The organism is Tabrizicola flagellatus (assembly GCF_008271465.1).
Lineage (GTDB): Bacteria > Pseudomonadota > Alphaproteobacteria > Rhodobacterales > Rhodobacteraceae > Tabrizicola > Tabrizicola flagellata.
Map to the genome: position 1 here is coordinate 158,522 of NZ_VMDU01000005.1, position 26,632 is coordinate 185,153.

The following is a 26,632-nucleotide window of genomic DNA, read 5'->3' on the forward strand; positions in this document are numbered from 1 at the left end:
TTCGATGATCCCTTCTGCCATGAAACCGGCTATGATGCGAACCAATAAGGCTTCCAACCTGTAAGGCATGCTAACATATGATCGACTGGCGCAGCATCCCGTCGCTGACTGCCCTGCGCGCCTTTGCGGCCACGGCGGAACTGCGCAACTTCAGCCAGGCGGCGCGGGTCCTGAACGTGACCCATGCCGCCGTGGCCCAGCAGGTCCGCGCGCTGGAGGAGGCCCTGGGGCGCCCGCTGGTCCAGCGCGAGGGGCGCGGCGTCAGTCTGACGGCGGACGGCGAGCAGCTTGCCGCGGCGCTGGCCGAGGGATTCGGCGCAATCCAGCGCGGGATCGAGACGATGAAGGCAGGCGAGGCAGACCGCCCCGTCCGCATCACCCTGACGGCCGTCTTTGCCGCGCAGTGGCTGATGCCACGGCTCAGGGACTTCTGGCAGCGCCATCCTGAAATCGGCCTGTCCCTGCATCCCGACAGCAAGGTCGTGGACCTTCACCGCGAGCGGATGGACCTGGGCATCCGCTACGGCAACGGCGACTGGCCGGGGGTCGAGACGGAGTATCTCACCTCGGCCCGGCTGGTGATCGCCGGTGCGCCCTCGCTGATCGGGGACCGCAACCCCTCGGTCGCGGAGATGGCGAAAATGGATTGGATCCTGTCGCGCAACTGGGCGGAGCAGGACGCCTATCTGCGACAGTTGGGGCTGGATCCCGAGCGGCTGGAGCGCACCGACATCAGCAACGAGGAACTGGCGCTGGCGGCCGCGCGGCAGGGGCTGGGGCTTGTGGTGGAAGGCATGGCGCTGATCGAATCCGACGTGGCCGAGGGCCGGCTGCGGATCGTCCACGAAAGCCACCAGAAACTGCCGGCCTATTTCGTCGTCACATTGCCCGGACCGAAACGCGCCGCCGCCCGGGCATTTCTGAAATGGCTCAAATCGCAGGGCTGACGGTCAGACCGCCAGGTCTTCCGGCTTCTTTCCCTGCGCCAGCGCCTCGGTGAACCAGCGCGGTTTGCGGCCGCGGCCCGACCAGGTATCGGCCGGATTTGCGGGATTCGCGTATTTCGCCACGGACGGCGTCCTCTTGCGGCCCGCCGCGATGCCGGTCAATTCAGCCAGAGAAAATCCTTTTGCCTTGGCGATTTCATCAAGTTCCGCAAGTACTTCCTTCTTGCGGCGATCCTCATACCCGGCGATTGCCTTTGCTACCTGAGATTGCAAATCCTTCAGCTCTTTCAAGGAAAGGCTATTCAAATCGACTTTCAATTTCTGATCCCTCCCGGACAGGCATGGGACTTGATAAGGCGAATTGTGGATCAGTGCAAGAAAGGTTAATTATCTCGGGCTGCGCTTTGCCAGGATTCGCTGCAATGTGCGCCGGTGCATCGAAAGCCGGCGCGCGGTTTCCGAGACGTTGCGGTCGCACATCTCGTAGACCCGCTGGATATGTTCCCAGCGCACGCGGTCAGCCGACATCGGGTTTTCGGGCGGCTCGGGCAGGTTTCCGCCGCGCGCCAGAAGCGCGTTGGTCACATCGTTCGCGTCGGCAGGCTTGGACAGATAATCGATGGCACCGATCTTGACTGCCGCAACCGCCGTCGCAATTGCGCCGTAGCCGGTCAGCACGACAACGCGGCAGGAGGGCCGCTTTTCGTGCAGGGCCTCGATAACCTCGAGCCCATTGCCATCCTCGAGCCGCAGATCGACAACGGCATAGGCAGGTGGCCGGGCAATCGCCTTGGCCCTGCCTTCCGCCACGCTTTGCGCCGTTTCCGGCAGAAAGCCGCGCTTCTCCATCGCCTTGGCAAGACGCTTCACGAAGGGCTCGTCGTCATCGACCAGCAGAAGCGTGCGATCCGGGCCAAGCTCGGCGGCGAAGTCTTCAGTCATGCGGCATACCTTTTTCGGTTTCGGGCGTCACATCGCAGCTTTGCCCGCCTCGACAAAACACGCAACGCTTTCCGCCATTTGCTCTGATGTAATCTCGCGGCGGAAGAAATCCACAAATCCCACGCCCGGCAGCACCAGGTAAGTAAAGGTCGAGTGATCCAGCAGGTAGAATTCGTCCCCGGTTTCACGCCGCTTGTAGAAGGTCTTGTAGGCCTGCGAGGCCGCCCTGACCTGTTCGGCGCTGCCAGTCAGCGCGATCAGCTTCGGATGCAGGTTCGCCTCGTAATCGGCCAGGGCTTCGGGCGTGTCGCGCTCGGGGTCGATCGAGATGAAGACCGGCGTCACGTCGATGCCCTTCTTCTCAAGCAGGTCCACGGCCTCGACGTTGCGCGACATGTCGAAGGGGCAGACGTCGGGGCAGAAGGTATAGCCGAAATAGACCAGCGACGGCTTTGTCAGCACCTCGGCATCCGTGACCGTCTGCCCGGCGGAATTGACCAGCGTGAACGGCCCGCCGATGTCGCCGCCGGCAACCTGTCCCTGGCGGCACTGCGCGAAGGGGTCCGCCTCACGGTCGGACAGGACATACCAGGCCGATCCGCCGAGAAAGGCGGCAACGGCAACCGTGGCGACAGTCGCGTAAAATCTGGTCACAGTCGTCTCTCCCATTCTGCAACGCGGCGCATTGATCTCAGATGGGGGCGTCCTTAACAATGAGCAATCCATCGGCAGGGACATCCGGTCACAGCATGGCCAGCTTCGCCACCGGCTCTCCGTCCCAAGAAACAGGGACCAACTGGGTGCGCCTGCGGACCCTTATCCTGCTGCGCTGGATGGCGATTGCCGGGCAGATCGCGGCGATCCTGGTGGCAAGCCAGGTCTATGGGCTCGACCTGCCGCTCGGGCCTTGCGTGCTGGCCGTCGGGGCTTCGATCCTGGCCAACCTCGCCCTTGTGATGCTGTTCCCGGAAAACCGCCGCCTGTCCGAGGCCGAGGCCTTCCTGACCCTTCTTTTCGACCTCGGACAGCTTGGCGTGCTGATCTTCCTCACGGGCGGCCTGACCAACCCCTTCGCCATCCTCGTCCTGGCGCCGGTCACCATCTCTGCCAGCGTGCTGCGCCTGCGTTCGACCATCACGCTGGGGGCGCTGGCCATCCTGATCGTGACCGCCGCCCTCGTCTGGCACCTGCCCCTGCGCTTTGCCGACGGCCGGGCGCTGGTGATCCCGCCGCTCTTCGTGTTCGGATTCTGGCTGTCGATCGTGATAGGCATCCTGTTCCTGGGTCTCTACTCCCGCCGGGTGGCCACCGAGATGCGCTCGATGTCCGAGGCCCTTCTGGCCACCCAGATGGCCCTTGCGCGCGAGCAGAAGCTGACCGACCTTGCCGGCGTCGTCGCTGCCGCCGCGCATGAACTCGGCACGCCCCTTGCCACCATCAAGCTGGTCAGCGCCGAGCTGATCGAGGAACTCGACGGCCAGCCTGCGCTGCAAGAGGACGCCCGGCTGATCCGCGATCAGGCCGACCGCTGCCGCGACATCCTGCGCGACATGGGCCGGGCCGGGAAGGACGACCGCCACCTGCGACAGGCGCCCCTGTCCGCCGTCCTGCGCGAGGCGGCCGAACCGCATCTGTCCCGCGGCAAGGAGGTCGAATTCGCCTTCGGCCCGGTGCAGGACGGAACCGACGAACAGCCGGTGATCCAGCGCCGGCCCGAGATCATCCATGGCCTTCGGAATCTGGTGCAGAACGCAGTCGACTTCGCCCGCTCCCGCGTCTGGATCGAGGGCGAATGGACCGCCCAGCGGATCATCGTGCGCATTACGGATGACGGTGACGGCTTTCCTGCCAATGTCATCGGGCGGATCGGCGATCCCTTTGTCCGTGTCCGGCGTCCCGAGCCGGAACCGGACCGGCGCCCGGGCTATGAAGGCATGGGACTGGGCCTCTTCATCGCCAAGACGCTTCTGGAGCGGTCGGGCGCCGACCTTTCCTTTGCCAATGCGACCGATCCCTTCCTGCCCCAGAAGGATCGCCCGGACCGCTCGGGTGCCGTGGTCGAGGCGATCTGGGACAGGGATGTGCTTGTTGCGGCGCAGACACAGGGCGGCCTGGGCGACAACCCCCGGATCGCCGACTAGGCGCGGTGCGCCTTTTCGGGACAGGCCGGGTGCAGTCTGTCTCGCGGTCCCTATCCGCCGGACCCCGTGATCGCCAGACCTGCCGTTTCGACCGCAGACTGATCGTCGTGGGCTGCGCCAGTGCCAGGCCGCGTTGGTCAGCCAGAAGAGGTTGCCCGCCGGAACCGGCTCGTGCCGGACGCCAGCTTGCCTGACCGGAGATTCGCGCGTATATCGCGCTCATGTCCGGGTTCATCTTCTTCGACATCACCGATCACGCGCGGCTTCCGGCCCGCTTCTTCGGCATGACCCGCTCGATCCTCGCCCGCGCCTGACCGCCGCCGTCCCGCGCGCCCGCGCCGGTATGCCTATCCCAGCCATCCCAAGAACAGGTGAGAGCCATGGCTCCTCGTACGCTTTACGACAAGATCTGGGACGACCACGTCGTCCATCAGGCCGAGGACGGCACCTGCCTCCTCTACATCGACCGGCACCTGGTCCACGAAGTGACCAGCCCGCAAGCCTTCGAGGGTCTGCGCATGGCCGGCCGCAAGGTCCGCGCGCCGGAAAAGACCATCGCGGTGCCCGACCACAACGTGCCGACGACGCAAGGACGCGAGAACCCGGCGCAGATGCCCGAGGAAAGCCGCATCCAGGTGGCCGCGCTCGACAAGAACGCCAGGGACTTCGGGATCAACTACTATCCCGTGACCGACATCCGCCAGGGCATCGTCCACATCGTCGGCCCCGAACAGGGCTGGACCCTGCCGGGCATGACCGTGGTCTGCGGTGACAGCCACACCGCGACGCACGGCGCCTTCGGGGCGCTCGCGCACGGGATCGGCACGTCCGAGGTCGAACATGTGCTGGCCACCCAGACGCTGATCCAGAAGAAATCGAAGAACATGAAGGTCGAGATCACCGGGTCGCTGCGCCCCGGCGTCACGGCCAAGGACATCACCCTGTCGATCATCGGCCATACTGGCACGGCGGGCGGCACCGGCTATGTCATCGAGTACTGCGGCCAGGCGATCCGCGAGCTGTCGATGGAAGGCCGGATGACCGTCTGCAACATGGCGATCGAGGGCGGCGCCCGCGCCGGCCTGATCGCCCCGGACGAGAAGACCTTCGAATATGTGAAGGGCCGCCCCCATGCGCCGAAAGGGGCGAAGTGGGAGGCCGCTCTGGCCTACTGGAAGACGCTCTACACCGACGAAGGCGCGCATTTCGACAAGGTGGTGACGATCCGCGGCGAGGACATCGCCCCCGTTGTGACCTGGGGCACCTCGCCCGAGGACGTGCTGCCCATCACCGGCGTGGTGCCGGACCCCGAAAGCTTCACCGGCGGCAAGGTCGAGGCCGCTCGGCGGTCGCTGGACTACATGGGTCTCAAGCCCGGCATGAAGCTGACCGACATCGAGATCGACACGGTGTTCATCGGGTCCTGCACCAACGGCCGGATCGAGGACCTGCGCGCCGCGGCGGAAATCCTCAAGGGCCGCAAGATCAAGGTGAAGCGGGCGATGGTCGTCCCCGGTTCCGGCCTCGTCCGCGCCCAGGCCGAGGAAGAGGGGCTGGCGCAGATCTTCATCGACGCGGGCTTCGAATGGCGGCTTGCGGGCTGTTCCATGTGCCTTGCCATGAACCCTGACCAGCTCGCCCCCGGCGAACGCTGCGCGGCGACCTCGAACCGCAACTTCGAGGGTCGGCAGGGCCGCGGCGGCCGCACGCACCTGATGTCGCCCGCCATGGCGGCTGCGGCTGCGATCACCGGCCACCTGACCGACGTGCGCGACCTGATGGGCGCGACGGTCTGATCCATGACCGGCCGGCCGACCACGGATGACCCGACCCCCGCCCCCCGGCGGCGGGTTCTGGTCATCGCGGAAGCCGCGAACCCGGAATGGGTTTCGGTGCCGCTGGTCGGCTGGTCGATCGCCACGGCGCTGCGGGCGCATCACGATGTCCATATCGTGACCCAGATCCGCAACCGCGACGCCTTCCTGCGCGCGGGCCTGGTCGAGGGGCGCGACTTCACCGCCATCGACAGCGAGGCCGTCGCCCGTCCGATCTGGCGCCTGGCCGAGATCCTGCGCATGGGCAAGGGCAAGGGCTGGACCATGGTCACCGCCCTGTCCTCGAAACTCGCCTACCCCTATTTCGAGCGGAAGCTGTGGCAGAAGTTCGGCCCCCGCATCGCGGCGGGCGAGTTCGACATCGTGCACCGCGTCACGCCCCTGACCCCCACGGCGAATAGCCTGATCGCCCCGCGCTGCGCCAGGGCCGGGGTCCCCTTCGTCATGGGCCCGCTCAATGGCGGCGTGCCCTGGCCCCCGGGGTTCGACGCCGAACGCCGGCGGGAACGGGAATGGCTCTCCTACGTCCGCGGCCTTTACCGGCTGTCGCTGTCCCGCGGCCGGATGATCCGCGCGGCCGCGGCGATCATCGCCGGCTCGCGCCATACCGCCTCGGAATTCGCCGCCGCCCGCGACCGGCTGGCACTGATCCCGGAGAACGGCATCGATCCGGGGCGCTTTTCGCTGCGCGCCGCGCAACCGGGCACGCTGCCCTTGCGCTGCGCCTTCGTCGGCCGTCTGGTGCCCTACAAGGGCCCCGACATGCTGATCGAGGCGGCCGAGCCCTTCCTGCGCGACGGCAGCATGGTGCTGGACATCCTGGGCGACGGGCCGCTGATGCCCGTGCTGAAGGAGATGATCGCCGCAAGGGGACTGACAGAGGCCGTCACCCTGCACGGCTGGATCGACCACAAGGATGTGCAATCCCTCCTTGCCCGGTCCCAGCTCCTGACCTTCCCCTCGGTCCGTGAATTCGGCGGCGGCGTGGTGCTCGAGGCGATGGCGCTGGGCGTCGTCCCGATGATCGCCGACTACGCCGGGCCGGGCGAACTCGTCACCCCCGGGACCGGGATCAAGGTCCCGATGGGCAGCCGCGCCGAGGTCGTCGCCGGGTTCCGCAAGGCCCTGGCCGCGCTGATCGCGGCGCCCCAGACCATACCCGCTCTGGCCGTTGCCGCGCTGGCCCGCGTCAACGAGCATTTCACCTGGGACCGAAAGGCCCGCCAGATCGGCAAGATCTACGACTGGGTCCTTGATCCCAAGGGACCGATCCCGCAACCCGTGCCCCTCTCGGGCGAATGACAGGAAGCTGACATGGAAAAGTTCACCACCCTCACCGGCGTCGCGGCCCCCATGCCGCTCGTGAACATCGACACCGACATGATCATTCCCAAGCAGTTCCTCAAGACCATCCAGCGGTCGGGGCTGGGCAAGAACCTGTTCGACGAGATGCGCTACACGCCCGACGGCAAGGAGATCCCCGATTTCGTGCTGAACCAGCCGGCCTACCGCAACGCGCAGATCCTCGTCGCGGGCGACAACTTCGGCTGCGGCTCCTCGCGCGAACACGCGCCCTGGGCGCTGCTCGACTTCGGCATCCGCTGCGTGATCTCGACCAGCTTCGCCGACATCTTCTACAACAACTGCTTCAAGAACGGCATCCTGCCCGTGGTCCTGCCGCAGGAGGCGGTGGATCACCTGATGGATGACGCCCGCAAGGGCGCAAACGCCCGCATCACCGTGGATCTGGAAAGCCAGACCGTCACCGCCTCGGACGGCACCGTGTTCCGCTTCGACGTGGACCCGTTCAAGAAGCATTGCCTCCTGAACGGTCTGGACGACATCGGCCTGACGCTGGAAAAGGCCGCCGCCATCGACAGCTACGAGAAGAAGGCGGCGACCTTGCGCCCCTGGGCGTGACCTGCGGCGGCACCCTGCCGCCGTCGCGGGCGCCTCAGGGAAGGCAGAGCGTCACCCTGCCGCCCGTGGGCCAGTCGACCTCGTAGATGTCGCGCACCTGTTCGACGGCCTTCTCCAGAAGGCCTGCGGCTTCCAGGGCATCGCGGTAGGGACCGTCCGGCACGATGGTCCGGGTGCCCATCGGCAGGGCCGGAGGCACTCCGCCCCAGACAGGGGCCTGCCGGGTCGTGGTGTCCTCTCCCCGCCGCTGGGCACGCCAGGTGATGAAGAACAGCTGCCATTGCTCTGCCAGGGTCAGCGGCTCGCGGATGACCCACACGTCCAGGTTCCTGGGCGGGCCGGCAATCTCGCGCTTGACGTAATCGAGGATGCGGATGCAGAGGTCGAGCCTGCCCAGCGGCCAGCGGTCGGGTTTCAGGTCGTCGAGAAAGCGCTGGTGCGCCTTCGCATCATCGGTGACAAGCGCGGTTATGACCGAAGCCGCAATGCCGGAGTCGCTCAGCTGGCGGTACAGGTCGGACAGGACGGCTGCGCGGGCGGTGAGGTGTTCGATCAGGTCGCCGGGAATATCGAGATCTGGTTTCTTCATGAAATGGTCCTTTCTGGCGATGGTCGGAAGGAATGCGTCGCCCCGGTCGGCAAGAACGCTGGCGGTCGGAAAAGCCTGCGCGCCCGGAGCAAACTCAGGCTGGCGGCGCGGCATGAGTCGGTCAACCGGAAGGGGCGTCGTGCCCCCGAGCCTTGCGCATTTTTCACGCGGGTCGCGCCAGACCGGGGTATCGCGGTTCGATCCTGCGCGCCGGGCCGGGCCGCCTGTCATGGATAGGTTGCCAATTCGTTACCGTCCGCGGCCAAAATATTGAATCTGAAGGCTTTATCCGTCTTGTCCACCGTGGACACCCCACCCTTGCCCACCCGCTGCCCGCGCGTTACCCTCGCCCCGATCCAGAGTGGAGACCCCCATGCACCCGATCGAGAAGCGCCTCGCCGACCTCGGCGTCACCCTGCCCGATGCGCCCGCCCCGGCGGCGAACTACGTCCCCTTCGTCCAGGTGGGCAACCTCGTCCACATCTCAGGCCAGATCAGCCAGAACGAGGCTGGTCTCATCAAGGGCAAGCTGGGCGAGGACCTCAGCTTCGAACAGGGTGCCGAGGCCGCGAAACGCTGCGCGATCTCGCTCCTTGCCCAGCTTAAGAAGGCCGTGGGCGGCGACTGGGACCGGCTGGACCGGGCGGTGAAGCTGGTTGGCTTCGTGAACTCCACCCCCGATTTCACCGACCAGCCCAAGGTCATCAACGGCGCCTCGGATTTCCTGGTCGCGGTCCTCGGCGATGCCGGGCGCCATGCCCGCTCGGCCGTCTCCGCCGCCTCGCTGCCCCTTGGCGTCGCCGTCGAGATCGAAGCGATCTTCGCCCTGAAATGACCCGCGTCCCGCTGCCTCCCGGCCTGCTGCGCCTGCCTGTCGCCCACCGCGCCCTGCACGACCGGGCGGCGGGGCGGATCGAGAATTCGCCTGCCGCGATCCGGGCCGCGGTCGAGGCAGGCTATGCCATCGAGATCGACCTCCAGATCTCCGCGGACGGCGTGCCGATGGTCTTCCACGACGAGGACCTCGACCGCCTGACCGCCGAGACCGGCCCGCTGAACGCCCGCACGGCGGCGGAACTGTCCCGGATCCGCCTGACCGGGGGCGATGACCGCATCCCGACCTTGTCCGAGGTTCTGGACCTCATCGCCGGCCGCGTGCCGCTTCTCATCGAGATCAAGGACCAGTCCCTCACCATGGGGCCAACCGACGGCCGGCTCGAGGCCGCGACGGCGGCGGCGCTCAAGGGCTACCGTGGCGAGGTCGCGCTGATGTCCTTCAACCCGGCATCGGTCGCGCACATGGCCCGGCTTGCCCCGGACCTGCCGCGCGGCCTGACCACCTCGGCCTACGACCCCGAGGACTGGGCGCCCCTCTCGCCCGCAACCTGCGACCGGCTGCGCGACATTCCCGATTACGACGCCACCGGATCCAGCTTCATCAGCCATGAGGCACGCGACCTCGCCCGCCCGCGGGTGGCCGAGCTGAAGGCGCAGGGCGCGGCGATCCTCTGCTGGACGATCCGTTCGCCCGAGGAAGAGGCGCAGGCCCGCCTTCGCGCCGACAACGTGACCTTCGAGGGCTATCTCGCCGCCCTTCCGGCTTGACCTCTTCCTGCGGCAACACAGCTTGCCCTTTGACAAATACTCTGCGGGGGTCCGGGGGTGCAAAACCCCCGGACGCCGCCTGTCCCGAAAGCGCCGATGTCCGACCTGACCCTGCATGACAGCCTGTCCGAGATCGCCGCCGCCGACTGGGATGCAGTGGCCGCGCCCGAACAGGCCGAGGGCCGGCCCCGCGACCCGTTCACAACCCACCGTTTCCTCGCGGCGCTGGAGGCCTCTGGCTCCACCGGCCCCGGAACCGGCTGGCAGGCGCGCCCCCTCGTGCTGCGCGAGGACGGACGGATTCGGGCCGCCACGCCCCTCTATGTGAAGTCCCACAGCCAGGGCGAATACATCTTCGATCACGGCTGGGCCGACGCGCTGGACCGCGCCGGGGGGCGCTACTATCCGAAACTCCAGATCGCCGTGCCCTTCACCCCGGCCACCGGGCGGCGCTTCCTTGGCGATACGGCCCACCGCGAGACGCTCTGGCAGGGCGCCATCGCGGTTGCGGCGCAGAACCGGCTCTCCTCTGTCCACGCGACATTCTGCACCGCCGAGGAGGCCGAGGCGCTGGCGGGAGTCGAGGGCACCCTGCACCGTGTCACCCAGCAGTTCCACTGGGAGAACCGGGGTTACTCCACCTTCGACGACTTCCTCGCCGATCTCGCCAGCCGCAAGCGCAAGATGATCCGCAAGGAACGCGAGACGGCGCGGGCCTCGGGCCTGACGATCCGCGCGCTGAGCGGGGACGCGATCGAGCTCCGGCACTGGGATGCCTTCTGGGCCTTCTACCAGGACACCGGCAGCCGGAAATGGGGCCGGCCCTACCTGACCCGCGAGGCCTTCACGCGGTTCCACGAGACGATGCGCGACGACATGCTTCTGGTACTGGCCTTCAACGGCGACCGGCCGGTGGCGGGGGCGCTGAACTTCATCGGCCGCGACACGCTTTTCGGCCGCTACTGGGGCTGCATCGAGGACCACCCCTGCCTGCATTTCGAACTGTGCTATTATCAGGCGATCGACTGGGCCATCGCCCAGGGTCTGCAACGGGTCGAGGCGGGCGCGCAGGGCGAACACAAGCTGGCGCGCGGCTACCTTCCGGTCGAGACCCATTCGGTCCACTGGATCGCCGACCGCAGCTTCCGCGCGGCGGTGGACCGCTACCTGCAGGCGGAACGCCGCGCAGTCGGCGAAGAGATCGAGGTGCTGACCGCCTATGGCCCCTTCCGCAAATGCGAGGGGCGGGAGTAGGCTGGGCAGGCAAGGGAGACCCGCCGATGCTGACCTTCTACACAAACCCGATGTCGCGCGGCCGGATCGCCCGCTGGATGCTGGAGGAGATCGGCCAGCCCTACGAGACGGTGGTGCTGGGCTACGGCCCGCCGATGAAGGCGCCGGACTATCTGGCGGTCAACCCGATGGGCAAGGTCCCGGCCCTGGTGCATGACGGCAAGGTCGTGACCGAGGTCGCCGCGATCTGTGCCTATCTGGCGATGACCTTCCCCGAGGCGGGCCTGATGGCCGAGGACAAGGCCGCCTTCTTCCGCTGGCTGTTCTTCGGCGCGGGGCCGCTGGAACAGGCGGTCGTCAACACCTCTTTCGGCTGGGTGCCCGAGGGCCCGCAGGCCGCGGGCCGCACTGGCTACGGCAGCCTCGAAGAGGTGGTGCGCGCCCTGACCGGTCATCTGGAGAAACATGACTACATCGCCGACGGGCGGTTCACCGCGGCGGATGTCTATGTCGGCAGCCAGGTCGGCTGGGGCCTGCAGTTCAGGACCATTCCGACGAACCCGGTGCTCGAGGCCTACTGGGCGCGCCTGAAGGACCGCCCCGGCCTCAAGGCCGCCAACGCCAAGGACAATGCCCTGATCCCGGAGGCCACGACATGACCCCGCTTCTGCCCGAGGACGACCGCCGTACTGCCCTGGCGCCCCTGGCCGAAACCGGCTGGGCCGCCGTGCCGGGCAAGGACGCGATCCGCAAGGTCTGGAAGTTCCCGAATTTCAGCGAGGCCTGGGGTTTCATGTCCCGCGCGGCGCTGGTGGCCGAGAAGCTGAACCATCACCCGGACTGGACCAACCGCTACAACGTGGTGGACGTGACGCTGACCACCCATTCGGCGAAGGGTCTGACGCGGCTGGACATAGACCTTGCCCAGGCGATGGACCGGCTGGCCCCCGATACCGAGATCGAGCGCAACCACGGCGAGCCGGTCAGCTGCCTGTGCGAACTGCATGCGCGCAAGGCCTGACGCTCGTCGATGACTGCGTCACTCCTCGCTGCGTCCCGACGAGAAGGCGGAGCCGCACGAGGAGGAGGTCACAGAAGCCCCGCCATCCGCGCCCCGGTCACGAGGTCCGGGGCAAGGTGATGCGCCCAGCGGCCCTGGCTCGGCACGATGTCGGGAACCTGCACCACGGTGCAGCCGGCGCGATGCGCAGCCTCGGCCCCCGTCTCGCTGTCCTCGAACACCAGGCAGCGCGAGGGCGGCACGCCGAAGAGCGAGGCTGCGAGCAGGTAGGGTTCGGGGTCGGGCTTCGGCGCGCTCACGTCGTCCAGCGTGACGACATGGGTGAAGACCTCGGCGATCCCGGCGATCCCGAGTTTCCGGTGCGCGCCCGCGCGGCCCGTGGAGGTGACGATGGCCTTCGGTGCCTGCAAGGCCGGCAGCAGGTCGCGCGCGCCGGGCTTCAGGGTCAGACCCGACTCGACCCCGTCGTTGAACCCCTTGCGCCAGTGCCGGTTGACGGCCTCGAGGTCCACGCCCGGCATGGCCTGCCGGATGATCCGCGCGGCCGTGGGTTCGTCCTTGCCGACCAGCCCGTGCATGAAGGATTCGTCCACCTCATGCCCATGCGCGGCGAAGGCGGCCATGCCGGTGACCAGCGCGATGCTTTCGGTGTCGATCAGCGTACCGTCGAGATCGAAGAGGATGGCGTCGTAGGTCAGGGTCACGGGCGTGGCTCTCAGGGGGACGGAGATGCCTTAGCCCATCACAGGTGCAGCCGGAAGTGGGCAAAACCGTCCGCGCCGGTGCCCAGGGGAACCGGGCGCAGCGGGGCGATGTCCTCAAGGTGCCGCTCGGCCCGATCCCCGGCGGCAACGGTCACGGTGGTGCCGGGCATCGGCAGGAAGTGCCAGTTGCGGCGATGGGTGGCGTCCACCGACCCCTGACGCCGAAGATAGGCCGCGATGACGGACTGGACACGCTCGGCATCGGTGAAGGCGATCTCCGGCACGGATGCGGGGTCCTGCAGGCGCGCGCGGCCCAGGCGGTGGCTGTTGGTCACCAGAAGGAATTCGTCCGTTGCCCGGACCAGCCGGCCCTGATGACGCAGGCCGACGACCCGGTGCGACTCTGGATGCGCCAGGCGTCCTTGCGGATCGAAGCGGGCGGGCTGGCTGAGATCGAAGGCATAGTCGAGCTGCGGGATGGTCTCGAAGGCAAAGCCGGGAAGATCGGGGTCGAGGAGGGGCGCGTCGCTCTCGCCCGGAGCAATCTGGCGGAACACGGTCGCCGCGCGCTCCAGCCAGGTGGCAATCTCTGCCCCGGTCACCAGAAGCGTCACCAGCGTATTGGGGAACGGGTAGAGGTCCGACAGGTTGCGCTGGCGCAGCGGTCCCGTCGGAATGTCGGTGAAGTTGCCCGGCCCGCTGCGCCCGCCGGTCCGGTAGGGCGAGGCGGAGGACAACAGGGGTACGCCTTCCCAGCTGGTCCCGGCAAGCTGCCGGCGGACATGATCCGCCTTGGCCTCGGCGACCAGTGCCAGGGCTGCCGACGGGGCGACGGTGGCGAAATGACTGTGCAGCGGAACCCGCGTCTCGCCCAGGTGGCGGCGCGACCAGGCCAGCGCAGCCCGGTGGTCGGGGACAAGCGCCCGGTGCAGCGCCGGGGTGGCCGGCGCCGGACAGGGACTGCGCGGTCCGACCCTCGAGGATGCCCCGACGACCTGCCAGCGCCGCGCGCCGATGCGGCAGCGTTCAAGCTGGAGGTCGATGATGCCGACATGGCTTGCGGAATGACCGGGCATCACGGCCGGCTTGCCGGCCAGCCGCCCGGCCACCGGATCGACCGCCGGAGACGGCGCGAAATCGGGGCCGGGAAAGACCTGATGGCTGTGCCCGGCGATCACGGCGTCGATCTCGGGCAGGGCGGCAAGCGCGGTCGCCGCATGTTCGGTCCCGTGTTCGGGGTCCAGCGGGCCGATCCCGGTATGGGCCAGCGCCACGATGATGTCGGCCCCCCGCGCACGGAGCCTCGGCAACCAGGCGCGGGCGGCGGCCAGGATGTCGCGGGTGCGCACGCCGCCGTCCGGGGCATTGCGGTCCCATTCCTCGATCTGCGGCGGTGCAAAACCGATCACGCCGACCCGGATCAGATGCGCCTGACCCTCGCGGTCGATGATCTGGCGCCGCAGGATCGCGAAGGGGGGGACGAAGGTCTCGTCCCGCGCCGGGCTCTTGCCCAGCCGCACCGCGACGTTGGCGGATACGACGGGGAACCGCGCCTCGGCCAGGGCCTGCGACAGGAAACCGAGTCCATAGTCGAACTCGTGGTTGCCAAGGGTCACGGCGTCGTAGCCCAGCGTGTTGAACGCCGTGATCACCGGATGCGCCCGCCGTCTGCGGGCCGAGGCGGCATAGTCGGCGATCGGGCTGCCTTGCAGGAAGTCGCCGTTGTCGAACAGAAGCGAGTTCTGAACCTCGCCCCGGGCCTCGGCGATCTGCTGCGAGACCGCGCCGAGGCCAAGCCGGGCATTCGGCCGGTTCGCGCGGTAGTCGTAGGGCATCAGACTGGCGTGCAGGTCGCTGGTGGCGATCAGCCGCAAATGCGCAATCGGGCGTTGCGATGCCGTCCGATCGACCGCCACTTCCGCGGATGCCTCGGCGTGATCCCTGGCCGGATCCGAAGCCTGGGGCATCCTGGCCCTCATTGCGGGAACGTGGAACATCGATTGTCCGGTAACCTGACACGAGCCCAATTCTGAAGAAAACACACCCTTTACGCGAGTGAACTATTGCGAGGGTTGTGTCAATGTTGTGGCAAATTGTCGTTATTCAAGCGGAGGTTGTGCGAATGCGGCCTGCTGTGGATTGCAACCGGCACAGAAAGCGGCAGAGCTTTCGGACGGCACGAAAGATGCAGAAAGCAGGGTCGGCATGCGGATCGCGGAAACGGTTACCTTCGGTGGATCGGGCCTCGACAGACAGGCGCCGTTGCGCCGCGATGCCGAGGGGCTTTCGCGGTCCCTGAGCCGGGGCGCCGTGCTGCCGTTCTGGCGCGGCAAGCCGCTTTTCCGGGACGGCCGACCGCATTGGGTGCCCGCCGGTCACCCCGTTCTGGCGCTTGCCGGCCCGCCTGTCTTTCTGGGAAATGACGCGGGGACACCCCGCTTTGCCGCCGACCTGTCCGACTGGTCGCCCGAGGCGGGGGCCGAAGCGGTGCAGGCCGGTTTCTTCGACCCCTCGGTGCAACGGCACCCAGCCGTCGCAGAGGAGGCCGGTTTCACCGAGCTGCGCGGGGTGATGACCCTGCTCGACCCGCGCGAGGCAGAGCTGGTGGCGACCGCCAAGGCGCTGGTGCAATGGCATCGCAGCCATGGCTTCTGCTCGACCTGCGGCGCGCGGTCCGAAATGGCGCAGGGCGGCTGGCAGCGGACCTGCCCGGCCTGCGGCGCCCAGCATTTTCCGCGCACCGACCCGGTGGTCATCATGCTGGTCACGCGGGGGAACTCGGTGCTCCTGGGCCGCAGTCCCGGCTGGCCCGAGGGGATGTTCTCGCTGCTGGCGGGCTTCGTCGAGCCGGGCGAGACCATCGAGGCCGCCGTGCGCCGCGAGGTGATGGAGGAAACCGGCATCGCCTGCGGGCCGGTGGGTTATCTGGCCAGCCAGCCCTGGCCCTTCCCGGCCTCACTGATGATCGGCACACGGACCGAAGCGCTGAGCGACGAGATCCGCCTCGACCCCGAAGAGCTCGAGGCCGCCGTCTGGGTCAGCCGGGAAGAGCTTGTCCAGGTGTTTGCCGGGATTCACCCGAAGATCCGGCCCAGCCGCAAGGGCGCCATCGCGCATTTCATCCTGCGCAACTGGCTTGCGGATCGGCTGGATTGACCCGATCATCGCGACCTGCGGGTGCCGCCCGGAACCTTCTGCCTGTGGAGTGTGAATGAAGCTGACGGCCAAGACCGATCTGGAAGTCCCCGCGGCTGCGGTCTTCGCCGTTCTGACCGACCATGCGTCCTGGGAACGCGAGGCGATCCGCAATGGCGTCGAGATCGAACGCCCGCCGGGCTCTCCGCTGACGGGTGTCGGCGCCGAATGGCGCGTGCGCGGGCATTACCGCGGCAAGGCGCGCAAGGTTCAGGTCCGCATCACCGAGATGACGCCGGGCCAGCGGCTGATGCTCGGCATCGAAAGCCCCTCGATCGAAGGCACCAGCCGGGTCGAGGTCATGGTGCTGTCGCCGCGCCGCAGCCGGATCAGGGTCGATCTTGAGATAAAGCCCAAGACGCTGGCGGCGCGGCTGTTCATCAACACGCTGCGGCTGGCCAAGGGGCGGGTGACTGCCCGGTTCGAGGGGCGACTTGGCCAGCTGGGCAGCCGGATCAAGGACCGCTACGACCGCAGCCTTGCCTCGGCCTAGCCGCGCTCGCGGTCGGCCGGGTAAACGCCCAGGATACGCATCTCCGAGGTGAAATAGCGCAGCTCTTCCAGCGCCAGGGCGACGTTCGGGTCGTCGGGGTGGCCCTCGATGTCGGCGTAGAACTCGGTCGCGGTGAAGCTGTCGCCGACCATGTAGCTTTCCAGCTTGGTCATGTTCACGCCATTGGTCGCAAAGCCGCCCAGGGCCTTGTAGAGCGCGGCTGGGATGTTGCGGACGCGGAAGGTGAAGGTGGTGATCATCTTTCCCGATCCGCGCCGGTTGTAGTCCGGCTCGCGCGCCATGACGAGGAACCGGGTGGTGTTGTTCGACTGGTCCTCGATGTGGCGGGCAAGGACATCCAGCCCGTAGATCTCGGCCGCCAGCTCGCTGGCCAGCGCGGCTCTGGAGGGGTCGCCGGCCTCGGCCACCTCGCGCGCGGCGCGGGCGTTGTCGCTGCTGACCTTGCCGCGGATGCCATGTGCCTTCAGGAAGGCCGCGCATTGCGGCAGGATCACCACATGGCCATGCGCCTCCTTCACGTCAGACAGGGCCGCGCCCCTGACGCCCAGCAGGTTCACATGCACGCGCACGAAGGCTTCGTCGATGATGTGCAGGCCCGCGCGCGGCAGCAGGGAATGGACATCGGCCACCCGGCCGTAGGTCGAATTCTCGACTGCCAGCATGCCCAGATCGACCTCGCCGCGGGCGACCTTGTCCACGACTTCCTCGAATGTGGTGCTGGGAACCGGCTCCATCTCCGGGCGCGACTGCTGGCATGCCTGGTGCGAATAGGCACCAAGTTCTCCCTGAAAGGCGATGCGACCGGCCATCCGAACCTTCCCCCGTCGAAAACCTGCCCTTTGGGGCGATTGGTCGCGCGTCTACACCTTGAAACCGGGCGGGGGAAGCGGATAGATACCGCGCGACACGAGACCGCAGATAGGTGAGACCCATGTTCGACACGATGACGATGACCAAGGCGGTGGGCGCGGTATGCGGCTCGCTTCTGGTCCTGATGCTGCTGAACTGGGCATCTGACTCGCTTTACACGGTCGGCGGCGGGCATGGCGGGCATGGCGAAGGAGAGATCGCCCAGGCCTACACCATCGACACCGGAGAAGAGGCTGCGCCGGCCGAGGGCGAAGGCGAGCCGGTGGATCTCGCCGCGGTCCTGGCGGCAGGCGATGCGGCTGCGGGCGAAGCCGTGTTCAAGAAATGCGGGTCGTGCCACAAGCTTGACGGGTCCGATGGCGTTGGCCCGCATCTGAACGGTGTCGTGGGGCGCAACCATGCGGCAGTGCCGGGCTTCGCCTATTCCGAGGCGATGGCCGCCAAGTCGGCCGAGCCCTGGACGCCCGAGGCCCTGTATGCGTTCCTTGAGAACCCGAAGAAGGCCATTCCGGGCACCAAGATGGCTTTCGCCGGCCTGCCCAAATCCGAGGACCGCGCCAACGTGATTGCCTATCTGGCCGCGAATCCCTGATCCGGGCCATAGCCCACAGCCAAAGTGCCGCCCTCCGGGGCGGCTTTTTCATTTCCGCTCACGCAATCGCGCGCGCAATCGCGGCTTGTTGCCTCGACAAAGCGCGGAATTGGATAAATGTATTGCAACCAGGACCAAGCGGGGAGGCCGAGGGATGCGGACAGACAAGCAGGTGGCAGCAGGGGCAAGGTCGGTCCGGCTGGATTACGGCCCGCTGTTGGCCGGGGCGCTTGTCGCGGCGCTGGGCGCACTGGCCTTGCCGGCCCGGGCCGAGACGATCATCAAGTCGCACGGCATTTCCACTTTCGGCGACCTCGCCCTGCCGGCCGACTTCACCCACTTGCCCTATGTGAACCCCGACGCGCCCAAGGGCGGCGAGATCAGCCAGTGGGCTCCGGGCAGCTTCGACAGTTTCAACCCCTATGCCATCGCCGGCAACTCGGCCGCGCTGTCCTCGATCTTCTACGAATCCATCCTGTCGGGCACGCTGGACGATGTCAGCGCGGCCTACTGCCTGCTCTGCGAGACGATGGAATACCCCGAGGACCGGTCCTGGGTGATCTTCAACCTGCGCAAGGACGTGAAATTCTCGGACGGCACGCCCTTCACCGCCGAGGACGTCCTGTTCAGTTACGAGCTGTTCCGCGACAAGGGCATCCCGGAATTCCGGGCGGTGGCGAACGGCAAGTTCCAGTCGGTCGAGGTTTTGGACCCCTACCGCATCAAGTTCACCTTCACGCCCGGAACGCCTTTCCGCGACATGCCCGCCCAGGCAGGTTCGACCCCGATCTTCTCGAAGAAGCACTACATCGAGAACAACCGCGATCTGGAGAAGTCGAGCCTCGAACCCTTCCTGGGCACCGGGCCCTACGTTCTGGAAAGCTTCAAGCCCGGCCAGCAGGTGATCTACGCCCGCGATCCCGACTACTGGGGCGAGAAGCACCCGCTGAACGTGGGCCAGAACAACTTCGACCGCATCCGCATCGAATACTTCGGCGACGACAACGCCGCGATGGAGGCGTTCAAGGCGGGGGTCTATACTTTCCGCAACGAGAGCCTTCCGAAACGCTGGGCCACCGATTACGATTTCCCCGCCGTCCAGTCCGGCGACATCGTCAAGGAGGTGATCCCCTCCGGCAACATCGCCGGCGGCCAGTCGATCATCTTCAACCTGCGCCGGCCGCAGTTCCAGGATCCGCGCGTGCGTCAGGCGCTGGGGCTGATGTTCAACTTCGAATGGTCGAACAAGGCGCTGTTCTACGGGCTGTTCCAGCGGATCAATTCGATCTGGGAGAACTCGGAGATGGCGGCGACCGGCACGCCCACGCCCGAGGAATTGGCGCTTCTGAAGCCGCTCGTGGACGAGGGCCTCCTGCCGGCCAGCATCCTGACCGACGAGGTGCCGATGGGCTCGGTCTCGTCCGAGGCGAACAACCTTGACCGCAAGAACCTGCGCCGCGCCTCGGCCCTTCTGGACGAGGCGGGCTGGACGGTGGGCGACGACGGCATCCGCCGCAACGCGCAGGGCCAGAAGCTGCGCATGCAGATGGTCCACTCGCGCACCGACCTTCTGCCGGTGATGAACGCCTATGTGGAGAACCTGCGCGCGCTGGGCGTGGATGCCAGCTTCGACATCATCGACGATCCGCAGCTGCAGGAACGCGCCAGCCCGCCGAACTTCGACTTCGACGCGCTGCCCACCACGGTGGTGAATGGCGGGCCGGAGCCGGGCGGCATCCTGAAACAGGCCTGGGCCTCGGTGGCGAAGGACAATTCCAGCCGCAACCGGATGGGATACGCCAATCCGGCGGTGGACAAGCTCTTGGACCTGGTCGAGGCTGCCGAAAGCCGGGCAGAGCTGACCTCTGTCATCAAGGCTCTGGACCGGGTGCTGCGGTCGGAATACGTGATCGTTCCGCGCTATTACAAGCGCGACAACTGGGTGGCCTACTACAACATGTATGAGCATCCCGAGACCCTGCCGCCTTATGCGGTAGGCGAATTGTCGATCTGGTGGTACAACGCCGAGAAGGCCGAGGCCCTGAAGGCCAAGGGTGCGTTGAAGTAACGGGACCGGGCAGGGATCTTGGGCGCCTATATCCTTCGCAGGCTGTTTCTGGTCATCCCGACGCTGTTCGGGGTGATGCTGATCAACTTCGCCCTGACCCAGTTCGTTCCGGGCGGGCCGATCGAACAGATCCAGGCCCGCTTCGAGGGCGAGGGTGACGCGATCGGCAACATTTCGGGCGCCGCGGACGGCGGCGTGAAGGAAGAGGACGGCGGTTACGTCGGTGCCCGCGGCCTGCCGCCGGAATTCCTCGCCCGACTTGAGGTGCAGTTCGGCTTCGCCCGCATCGTCTGCGACGAGGGCTTCACCGGCACGCCCTCGCTGAAGGCCGAGGAATGCCGGAAAGAGGCGATCCCCGCCGCCGAACGCTTCCTGATCATGATGGGCAAGTATCTGACGCTGGATTTCGGCGAAAGCTACTTCCGCTCGATCTCGGTCGTGGATCTGGTGCTGGAAAAGATGCCGGTGTCGATCACGCTGGGCCTGTGGTCCACGCTGATCGCCTACCTGGTCTCGATCCCGCTGGGCATACGCAAGGCGGTGCATGACGGGACGCGCTTCGACACGTGGACCAGCGGCATCATCATCGCGGCCTATGCGATCCCGGGTTTCCTGTTCGCAATCATGCTGATGGTGGTCTTTGCCGGCGGGTCCTACTTCCAGTGGTTCCCCCTGCGCGGGCTGACCAGCGACAACTGGTCGGAACTGTCGCTCTGGGGCAAGATCACCGATTACCTGTGGCACATCACCCTGCCGGTGACGGCGCAGCTCATCTCGTCCTTTGCGGTGCTGACGCTCCTGACCAAGAACAGCTTCCTCGACGAGATCAAGAAGCAGTATGTGATGACCGCCCGTGCCAAGGGCCTGACGGAAGCCAGGGTGCTTTACGGCCATGTCTTCCGCAACGCCATGCTGATCGTGATCGCGGGCTTTCCGGGGCTGTTCCTGTCGGTCTTCTTCGGATCGAGCCTGCTGATCGAGGTGATCTTCTCGCTGGATGGTCTCGGTCAGCTGGGGTTCAAGTCGGCGGTGGAGCGGGATTACCCGGTGATCTTCGGCACGCTCTTCGCCTTCGGGCTGATCGGCCTCGTGGTCGGGATCCTGTCGGACCTGATGTATGTCTTCGTCGATCCCCGGATCGACTTCGAGAGCCGCGGCTGATGGCGCTCTCGGCTCTCAACCGGCGCCGCTGGCGCAATTTCAAGGCCAACCGGCGGGCCTACTGGTCCCTGTGGATCCTGCTGGTGCTGTATGGCATCTCCCTGTTTGCAGAACTGATCGCGAACGACCGCCCCGTGCTGGTGAAGTATGACGGCGGCTACTACATGCCGGTCTTCAAGTTCTATCCGGAAACCGCCTTCGGTGGCGACCTGCGCACCGAGGCCGACTACACCACGCCCGAGGTGAAATGCCTGATCGTCGCCGCCGGGTCCGAGGCCTGCTGGGATGACCCCGACGGCGTCCGGGCAGAGGTGGAAAGCACCGGCAAGGCCGCGGGGGTCGAGGTCAACCGGGGCTGGATGCTCTGGCCTCTGATCCCCTACCGCTACAACACCATCGTCAACACAGGCGGCGTCGCGCCGGGGCCGCCCTCGGCGCAGAACTGGCTCGGCACCGACGACACCAGCCGCGACGTGCTGGCGCGGGTGATCTACGGCTTCCGTCTGTCCGTCACCTTTGCGCTGATCGTGACCGCGCTGACCACCGTCATCGGTATCGCCGCCGGCGCCGTGCAGGGCTATTTCGGCGGGTTGACCGACCTTCTGTTCCAGCGGTTCATCGAGCTCTGGTCCTCGGTCCCGACGCTGTATGTCATCATCATCCTGACGGCGGTCTGGTCGAAAAGCTTCTGGCTCCTGGTGGGTCTGATGGTCGCCTTCGGCTGGACGGCGCTGGTCGGCGTGGTGCGGGCGGAATTCCTGCGGGCGCGGAACTTCGAATATGTCCGGGCGGCCAAGGCGCTGGGCGTCAGCGACACGCAGATCATGTTCCGCCATGTCCTGCCGAACGCGATGGTCGCCACGCTGACCCTTCTGCCCTTCGGCATCACCGGGGTGATCGGCACGCTGGCCAGCCTGGACTACCTGGGCTTCGGCCTGCCCGCCGACCTGCCCTCGCTGGGCCAGCTGACCCGCCAGGCGCAGCAGAACCTGCAGGCGCCGCATCTGGCCTTCGTGGCCTTCTTCACCTTCGCGATCATGCTGTCGCTTCTGGTCTTCATCTTCGAGGGCGTGCGCGACGCCTTCGACCCGCGGAAAACCTTCAGATGAGCGTTCTCGAGGTCAGGGACCTGTCCGTCACCTTCCGGCAGGACGGGCGGTTGATCCAGGCGGTGAAGGGTGTCTCGTTCTCCATCGGCAAGGGCGAGACGGTGGCGCTGGTCGGCGAAAGCGGGTCGGGCAAGTCCGTGACCGCGCTGTCCACCGTGGGCCTTCTGGGTGACAATGCCGCGATCACGGGTTCCATCACCTATGGCGGCACCCAGATGGTCGGCGCCTCCGAGCGCGAGTTGCGGCGGATCCGCGGCAATGACATCAGCTTCATCTTCCAGGAGCCGATGACCAGCCTGAACCCCCTGCACACGATCCAGAAGCAGCTGGGCGAAAGCCTGGCCCTGCACCAGGGCCTGACGGGTGACAAGGCCCGCGCCCGGATCGTGGAACTTCTGAACAAGGTCGGCATCCGGGACGCGGAAAGCCGGCTGGGTGCCTATCCGCACCAGTTGTCGGGCGGACAGCGGCAGCGGGTGATGATCGCCATGGCACTGGCGAACGGGCCGGACCTGCTGGTTGCCGACGAACCGACTACCGCGCTGGACGTGACGATCCAGGCGCAGATCCTGGACCTGCTGGCCGACCTCAAGCGGTCAGAGGGGCTGAGCCTCCTGTTCATCACCCATGACCTCGGTATCGTCCGTCGCATCGCCGACCGGGTCTGCGTGATGCAGGGCGGCGAGATCGTCGAACAGGGCCCCGCCGCACGGATCTTCGCCGATCCGCAGCATCCCTACACGCAAAAGCTGCTGGCGGCCGAGCAGAAGGGCGGTCCGCCCCCGGTGCCCGAGGGCGCGGCTGAAGTGGTGCGCACCGAGGCGCTGCGGGTCTGGTTTCCGATCCAGAAGGGCCTGTTGCGCCGCACGTTCGGCCATGTGAAGGCGGTGAACGAGGCGACCCTGTCGGTCCGCGCGGGGGAAACCCTGGGCATCGTCGGCGAAAGCGGCTCGGGCAAGACGACGCTGGCGCTGGCGATCCTGCGCCTCATCCCCTCGACGGGCGGGATCACCTTCCTGGGGCGCGATCTTCAGGGTCTCGGCCGGACCGAACTCCGCAGCCTGCGGCGCGAAGTGCAGATCGTGTTCCAGGACCCCTACGGCAGCCTCTCGCCCCGGATGACGGTCGAGGAGATCATCGCCGAGGGCCTGGGTGTCCACGGCGTCGATCCCGGACACAACCGGACCGAGATGGTGGCCGGCATCATGCGCGAGGTCGGCCTCGACCCCGCCACCATGGCGCGCTATCCGCACGAGTTTTCCGGCGGCCAGCGCCAGCGCATCGCCATAGCGCGCGCGATGATCCTGCGGCCAAAGCTTGTGGTGCTGGACGAACCGACCTCGGCGCTGGACATGACGGTGCAGGTGCAGATCGCCGATCTGCTGCGCGAGTTGCAGCGGAAATGGGGGCTGGCCTACATCTTCATCAGCCACGACCTGCGGGTCATCCGGGCGATGGCGCACAAGGTCATGGTGATGCAGGCCGGCGATGTCGTCGAGGCCGGCGATTGCGAGGCCGTGTTTACCGATCCGCAAACCCCCTATACCAAAGCTCTGATGGCCGCCGCCTTCGGAGCCTGACGGGTGAAACTTCTCTTCGTCCACCAGAACTTTCCCGGCCAGTTCCTGCATCTCGCGCCCGAGATGCAGCGGCGCGGCCATGATGTGCGGGCGATCACCGATGCGGCGAACACCAAGTCGTCGGACGTCCCGACGCTGCGCTACACCTACAGGGCGCCGCCGCTCGACCCGGCGGCCACCCGCCTTGGTCGGACCTTCACCATGATGAGCGATCGCGGCGTGGTCGTGGCGCGCCTGGCGCGGAAGCTGCGTGCCGAGGGCTATGTGCCCGACGTGATCTATGGTCATTCCGGTTGGGGCGAGACGCTGTTCCTCAAGGAGGTCTGGCCCGAGGCGAAGCTTCTGGTCTTTGCCGAGTTCTACTATCGTGGCCTTGGCGCCGATGTCGGCTTCGACCCCGAATTCCAGGCCAGCGGCTTCGACCAGGTGATGATCGCCCAGTCGCGCGCCGCCTATCTGGCTCAGGCGCTGATCCATGCCGATGCGGCCGTCACGCCGACCGAATGGCAGGCCAGCACGCATCCGCCGATCTTGCGGGAACGGCTGGAGGTGATCTTCGACGGGGTCGATTGCGACCGTCTTGCGCCCGATCCGGCGGCGCGGTTCGCGCTGCCGGACGGGCGCGAACTGCGGCGCGGGGACGAGGTTCTGACCTATGTCGCCCGGAACCTCGAACCCTATCGCGGCTTCCACATCTTCTTGCGCGCCCTGCCGGCTGTGCTGAAAGCGCGGCCCGAGGCCCGGGTGGTCATCGTCGGCGGAAACGAGGCCAGCTATGGCCAGCTGCCGAAACAGGGCGGGAGCTGGAAGGATGTCCTGCTGGAGGAACTGGGCGACCGGCTGGATCTGTCGCGGGTGCATTTCACCGGCAAGCTGCCCTACGACCGGCTGGTCGATCTGATCCATGTCAGCCGGGTGCACGCCTATCTGACCTATCCCTTCGTCCTCTCATGGTCGATGGTCGAGGCGCTCGCCGCCGGGGCGATGGTCGTCGGCTCGGCCACGGCGCCGGTGGCCGAAGTCATCGAGGACGGCGTGACCGGGCGGCTGGTCGATTTCTTCGATGTGGCGGGGTGGTCGGACGCACTGATCGACGCACTGGCCCGGCCCGAGGCCTACCTACCCCTGCGCGAAGCCGCCCGCGCCATGGTGCGCGAACGTTACGACCTGCGCTCGGTCTGCCTGCCTCGGCAGGTGGACCTGCTGACCCGACTGGCGCGTGGCTGATCCGCGTCAGATCGCGGCGGAATGTCGGGCCTTCTCGCTGTCGTAGGCGTCGAAGGCGCGGGCGATCATCCGGGTCAGCGGGCGGGCGCGTTCGGGGATGAAGAAGCCTTCGCCGGTCACCTGCACCATGTCGCCGAAGCCGGCGGCAGCCGCGCGGAACAGGGCATCCACCCGAGCGGCACTGGTGTCGAACTCCCGCAGCAGCTCTTCCTTCAGCACCCGGAATTCGCACATCAGCGCCTCGATGATCCGGGCGCGCAAGAGATCCTCGCCGCGGAAGGCATGGCCGCGGTGGGTCGAGAACCGGCCTTCGCGGATTGCCTTCGTGTGATCGGCCGTGCCCGAGGCATTCTGGGCATAGCCCTGCGGGAACCGGCTGATCGACGAGGCGCCAAGCCCGATCAGCACCTTGGCGGGGTCGTCGGTATAGCCCTGAAAGTTCCGCCGCAGGGCCCCGGTCTGCAAGGCACGGGCCAGGCCGTCCTCGGGTTTGGCGAAGTGGTCGATGCCGACCTCGACATACCCATCCCACAGGAACAGCTGACACGCCGTCTCGAACAGGGCGAGGCGTTCTTCCGGGGTGGGCATCGCATCCGAGGGGATCATCTGCTGCCGGCGGCTCATCCACGGCACATGGGCATAGCCGTAAAGCGCGACGCGGTCCGGCGAGAGGGTCAGCAGCTTCTGGACCGAATCGGCGATTCGCGGTCCGGTCTGGAACGGCAGGCCGTAAAGGATGTCGGTGTTCAGACTGGCAACGCCGCGGTCGCGGATCCGCATGGCCACATTCCGGGTCAACTCGTAGGCCTGGTCGCGACCGATCGCCTTCTGGATCATCGGGTCGAAGTCCTGCACCCCGATCGAGGCCCGGTTCATTCCTGCCGCCGCCAGCGCATCCAGGCGCGCATCGTCGATCTCGTTCGGGTCGATCTCGACCGAGAACTCGCCATCCTCTGCCATGGGCGCCACCGCCTGGATCGCGTCGGCCAGCTCCCGGATCAGGTCGGGGCCAAGCAGCGTCGGCGTGCCGCCGCCCCAGTGCAGGCGGCTGAGCGTCACCCCGCGCGGCAGGTGCGCACGCAGCAGGGCCAGTTCCGCCTTCAGCATCTGCACATAGGCCCGCACCGGCTCGTCCGAGGTGGTGCCCTGTGTGCGGCAGGCGCAGAACCAGCACAACCGGCGGCAGAACGGCACATGGACATACAGCGAGACATCGCTGAATTCCGGCACCGCCTCGATCCAGCGGGCCATGTCGCCGGGGCCGACCTCCGGCCCGAAATGCGGTGCGGTCGGGTACGACGTGTAGCGGGGCACGCGTGCGTCGAATAACCCAAGGCGGGCAAGTTGCGGATCGTGGCTCATCGGACTAGGTTAGACGT

At 67.0% G+C, this 26,632-nt stretch carries 26 protein-coding genes; 18 read left to right on the forward strand and 8 right to left on the reverse strand.

The genetic code is table 11. From position 1 onward, the window contains the following. Window positions 1-77 precede the first annotated feature (77 nt). Window positions 78-947 carry a LysR family transcriptional regulator gene (locus tag FL625_RS09860; protein ID WP_149588494.1) on the forward strand — a complete coding sequence of 290 codons (870 nt, stop codon included), beginning with the start codon at window positions 78-80 and terminating at the stop codon, window positions 945-947. 3 nt (window positions 948-950) lie between these two features. Here the strand turns inward: FL625_RS09860 and FL625_RS09865 are convergent, their stop codons facing one another. The 3 genes from FL625_RS09865 to FL625_RS09875 form a co-directional block, all read right to left on the reverse strand. Beyond that, window positions 951-1,265 (reverse strand): H-NS histone family protein, encoded by a 315-nt coding sequence (locus FL625_RS09865; RefSeq protein WP_149588495.1) that lies wholly within the window; start codon window positions 1,263-1,265, stop codon window positions 951-953. Between the two features lie 69 nt (window positions 1,266-1,334). Beyond that, complete coding sequence (locus tag FL625_RS09870) at window positions 1,335-1,889, reverse strand: ActR/PrrA/RegA family redox response regulator transcription factor (RefSeq protein ID WP_149588496.1); 555 nt, start codon at window positions 1,887-1,889, stop codon at window positions 1,335-1,337. Window positions 1,890-1,916: 27 nt separating this feature from the next. Beyond that, window positions 1,917-2,543, reverse strand: a complete 627-nt coding sequence (locus FL625_RS09875) for an SCO family protein (protein ID WP_149588497.1) — start codon at window positions 2,541-2,543, stop codon at window positions 1,917-1,919. A 95-nt stretch (window positions 2,544-2,638) separates the two neighbouring features. Between FL625_RS09875 and regB the strand changes: the two genes are divergently transcribed. The 4 genes from regB to leuD all read left to right on the forward strand — a co-directional run bounded on the left by regB (window position 2,639) and on the right by leuD (window position 7,785). After that, entirely contained in the window at window positions 2,639-4,030 is a 1,392-nt protein-coding gene (gene regB / locus FL625_RS09880; protein ID WP_149588498.1) for a sensor histidine kinase RegB, read from the forward strand. A 380-nt stretch (window positions 4,031-4,410) separates the two neighbouring features. Further along, complete coding sequence (leuC, locus tag FL625_RS09885; RefSeq protein ID WP_149588499.1) at window positions 4,411-5,826, forward strand: 3-isopropylmalate dehydratase large subunit; 1,416 nt, start codon at window positions 4,411-4,413, stop codon at window positions 5,824-5,826. Between the two features lie 3 nt (window positions 5,827-5,829). Beyond that, window positions 5,830-7,167: a glycosyltransferase family 4 protein gene (locus FL625_RS09890; protein WP_149588500.1), complete on the forward strand. Its 1,338-nt coding sequence runs from the start codon at window positions 5,830-5,832 to the stop codon at window positions 7,165-7,167. 12 nt (window positions 7,168-7,179) lie between these two features. Next, entirely contained in the window at window positions 7,180-7,785 is a 606-nt protein-coding gene (gene leuD, locus FL625_RS09895; protein WP_149588501.1) for a 3-isopropylmalate dehydratase small subunit, read from the forward strand. A 34-nt stretch (window positions 7,786-7,819) separates the two neighbouring features. On the opposite strand, the gene FL625_RS09900 is transcribed toward leuD, so the two are convergent. After that, window positions 7,820-8,374 carry a hypothetical protein gene (locus FL625_RS09900; protein ID WP_149588502.1) on the reverse strand — a complete coding sequence of 185 codons (555 nt, stop codon included), beginning with the start codon at window positions 8,372-8,374 and terminating at the stop codon, window positions 7,820-7,822. Window positions 8,375-8,747: 373 nt separating this feature from the next. On the opposite strand from FL625_RS09900, the gene FL625_RS09905 reads away from it, so the two are divergent. The 5 genes from FL625_RS09905 (at window position 8,748) to FL625_RS09925 (ending at window position 12,233) form a co-directional block, all read left to right on the forward strand. After that, window positions 8,748-9,209: a RidA family protein gene (locus FL625_RS09905; RefSeq protein ID WP_149588503.1), complete on the forward strand. Its 462-nt coding sequence runs from the start codon at window positions 8,748-8,750 to the stop codon at window positions 9,207-9,209. Next, window positions 9,206-9,979: a glycerophosphodiester phosphodiesterase family protein gene (locus FL625_RS09910; RefSeq protein ID WP_149588504.1), complete on the forward strand. Its 774-nt coding sequence runs from the start codon at window positions 9,206-9,208 to the stop codon at window positions 9,977-9,979. The genes FL625_RS09905 and FL625_RS09910 overlap by 4 nt, the downstream gene beginning before the upstream one ends. A 96-nt stretch (window positions 9,980-10,075) precedes the next feature. Beyond that, window positions 10,076-11,233 (forward strand): GNAT family N-acetyltransferase, encoded by a 1,158-nt coding sequence (locus FL625_RS09915; RefSeq protein ID WP_149588505.1) that lies wholly within the window; start codon window positions 10,076-10,078, stop codon window positions 11,231-11,233. 26 nt (window positions 11,234-11,259) lie between these two features. Beyond that, window positions 11,260-11,871: a glutathione S-transferase family protein gene (locus FL625_RS09920; protein WP_149588506.1), complete on the forward strand. Its 612-nt coding sequence runs from the start codon at window positions 11,260-11,262 to the stop codon at window positions 11,869-11,871. Continuing rightward, entirely contained in the window at window positions 11,868-12,233 is a 366-nt protein-coding gene (locus FL625_RS09925; protein WP_149588507.1) for a 4a-hydroxytetrahydrobiopterin dehydratase, read from the forward strand. Before FL625_RS09920 ends, FL625_RS09925 begins: the two co-directional genes overlap by 4 nt. 68 nt (window positions 12,234-12,301) lie before the next feature. Here FL625_RS09925 and FL625_RS09930 read toward each other — a convergent pair whose 3' ends face one another. After that, a complete protein-coding gene (locus FL625_RS09930) occupies window positions 12,302-12,937 on the reverse strand; it encodes an HAD family hydrolase (RefSeq protein ID WP_160147763.1) in 636 nt (211 codons plus the stop codon). 38 nt (window positions 12,938-12,975) lie between these two features. Next, window positions 12,976-14,904 carry a bifunctional 2',3'-cyclic-nucleotide 2'-phosphodiesterase/3'-nucleotidase gene (locus FL625_RS09935; RefSeq protein WP_160147764.1) on the reverse strand — a complete coding sequence of 643 codons (1,929 nt, stop codon included), beginning with the start codon at window positions 14,902-14,904 and terminating at the stop codon, window positions 12,976-12,978. 238 nt (window positions 14,905-15,142) lie between these two features. Between FL625_RS09935 and nudC the strand changes: the two genes are divergently transcribed. Both nudC and FL625_RS09945 read left to right on the forward strand, forming a co-directional pair. Next, window positions 15,143-16,093, forward strand: a complete 951-nt coding sequence (gene nudC, locus FL625_RS09940) for an NAD(+) diphosphatase (protein WP_149588510.1) — start codon at window positions 15,143-15,145, stop codon at window positions 16,091-16,093. Between the two features lie 55 nt (window positions 16,094-16,148). Continuing rightward, a complete protein-coding gene (locus tag FL625_RS09945; RefSeq protein ID WP_149588511.1) occupies window positions 16,149-16,625 on the forward strand; it encodes an SRPBCC family protein in 477 nt (158 codons plus the stop codon). Here the strand turns inward: FL625_RS09945 and FL625_RS09950 are convergent. Next, window positions 16,622-17,455, reverse strand: a complete 834-nt coding sequence (locus tag FL625_RS09950) for a prephenate dehydratase (RefSeq protein ID WP_149588512.1) — start codon at window positions 17,453-17,455, stop codon at window positions 16,622-16,624. The two genes, FL625_RS09945 and FL625_RS09950, sit on opposite strands and share 4 nt — an antisense overlap. A 122-nt stretch (window positions 17,456-17,577) precedes the next feature. Here FL625_RS09950 and FL625_RS09955 point away from each other — a divergent pair, with 122 nt between their 5' ends. From FL625_RS09955 to FL625_RS09980, 6 genes are all read left to right on the forward strand, one after another. Beyond that, complete coding sequence (locus tag FL625_RS09955) at window positions 17,578-18,108, forward strand: c-type cytochrome (RefSeq protein ID WP_149588513.1); 531 nt, start codon at window positions 17,578-17,580, stop codon at window positions 18,106-18,108. Window positions 18,109-18,262: 154 nt separating this feature from the next. After that, window positions 18,263-20,176, forward strand: a complete 1,914-nt coding sequence (locus FL625_RS09960; protein ID WP_149588514.1) for an extracellular solute-binding protein — start codon at window positions 18,263-18,265, stop codon at window positions 20,174-20,176. Between the two features lie 18 nt (window positions 20,177-20,194). Beyond that, entirely contained in the window at window positions 20,195-21,337 is a 1,143-nt protein-coding gene (locus FL625_RS09965) for a microcin C ABC transporter permease YejB (RefSeq protein ID WP_149588515.1), read from the forward strand. Then, entirely contained in the window at window positions 21,337-22,446 is a 1,110-nt protein-coding gene (locus FL625_RS09970; RefSeq protein ID WP_149588516.1) for an ABC transporter permease, read from the forward strand. The genes FL625_RS09965 and FL625_RS09970 overlap by 1 nt, the downstream gene beginning before the upstream one ends. Next, entirely contained in the window at window positions 22,443-24,026 is a 1,584-nt protein-coding gene (locus FL625_RS09975; RefSeq protein WP_149588517.1) for an ABC transporter ATP-binding protein, read from the forward strand. Before FL625_RS09970 ends, FL625_RS09975 begins: the two co-directional genes overlap by 4 nt. Before the next feature lie 3 nt (window positions 24,027-24,029). Next, complete coding sequence (locus FL625_RS09980) at window positions 24,030-25,253, forward strand: glycosyltransferase (protein WP_149588518.1); 1,224 nt, start codon at window positions 24,030-24,032, stop codon at window positions 25,251-25,253. A gap of 6 nt (window positions 25,254-25,259) precedes the next feature. On the opposite strand, the gene hemN is transcribed toward FL625_RS09980, so the two are convergent. Continuing rightward, complete coding sequence (gene hemN, locus FL625_RS09985; RefSeq protein WP_149588519.1) at window positions 25,260-26,615, reverse strand: oxygen-independent coproporphyrinogen III oxidase; 1,356 nt, start codon at window positions 26,613-26,615, stop codon at window positions 25,260-25,262. Window positions 26,616-26,632: the final 17 nt, after the last annotated feature.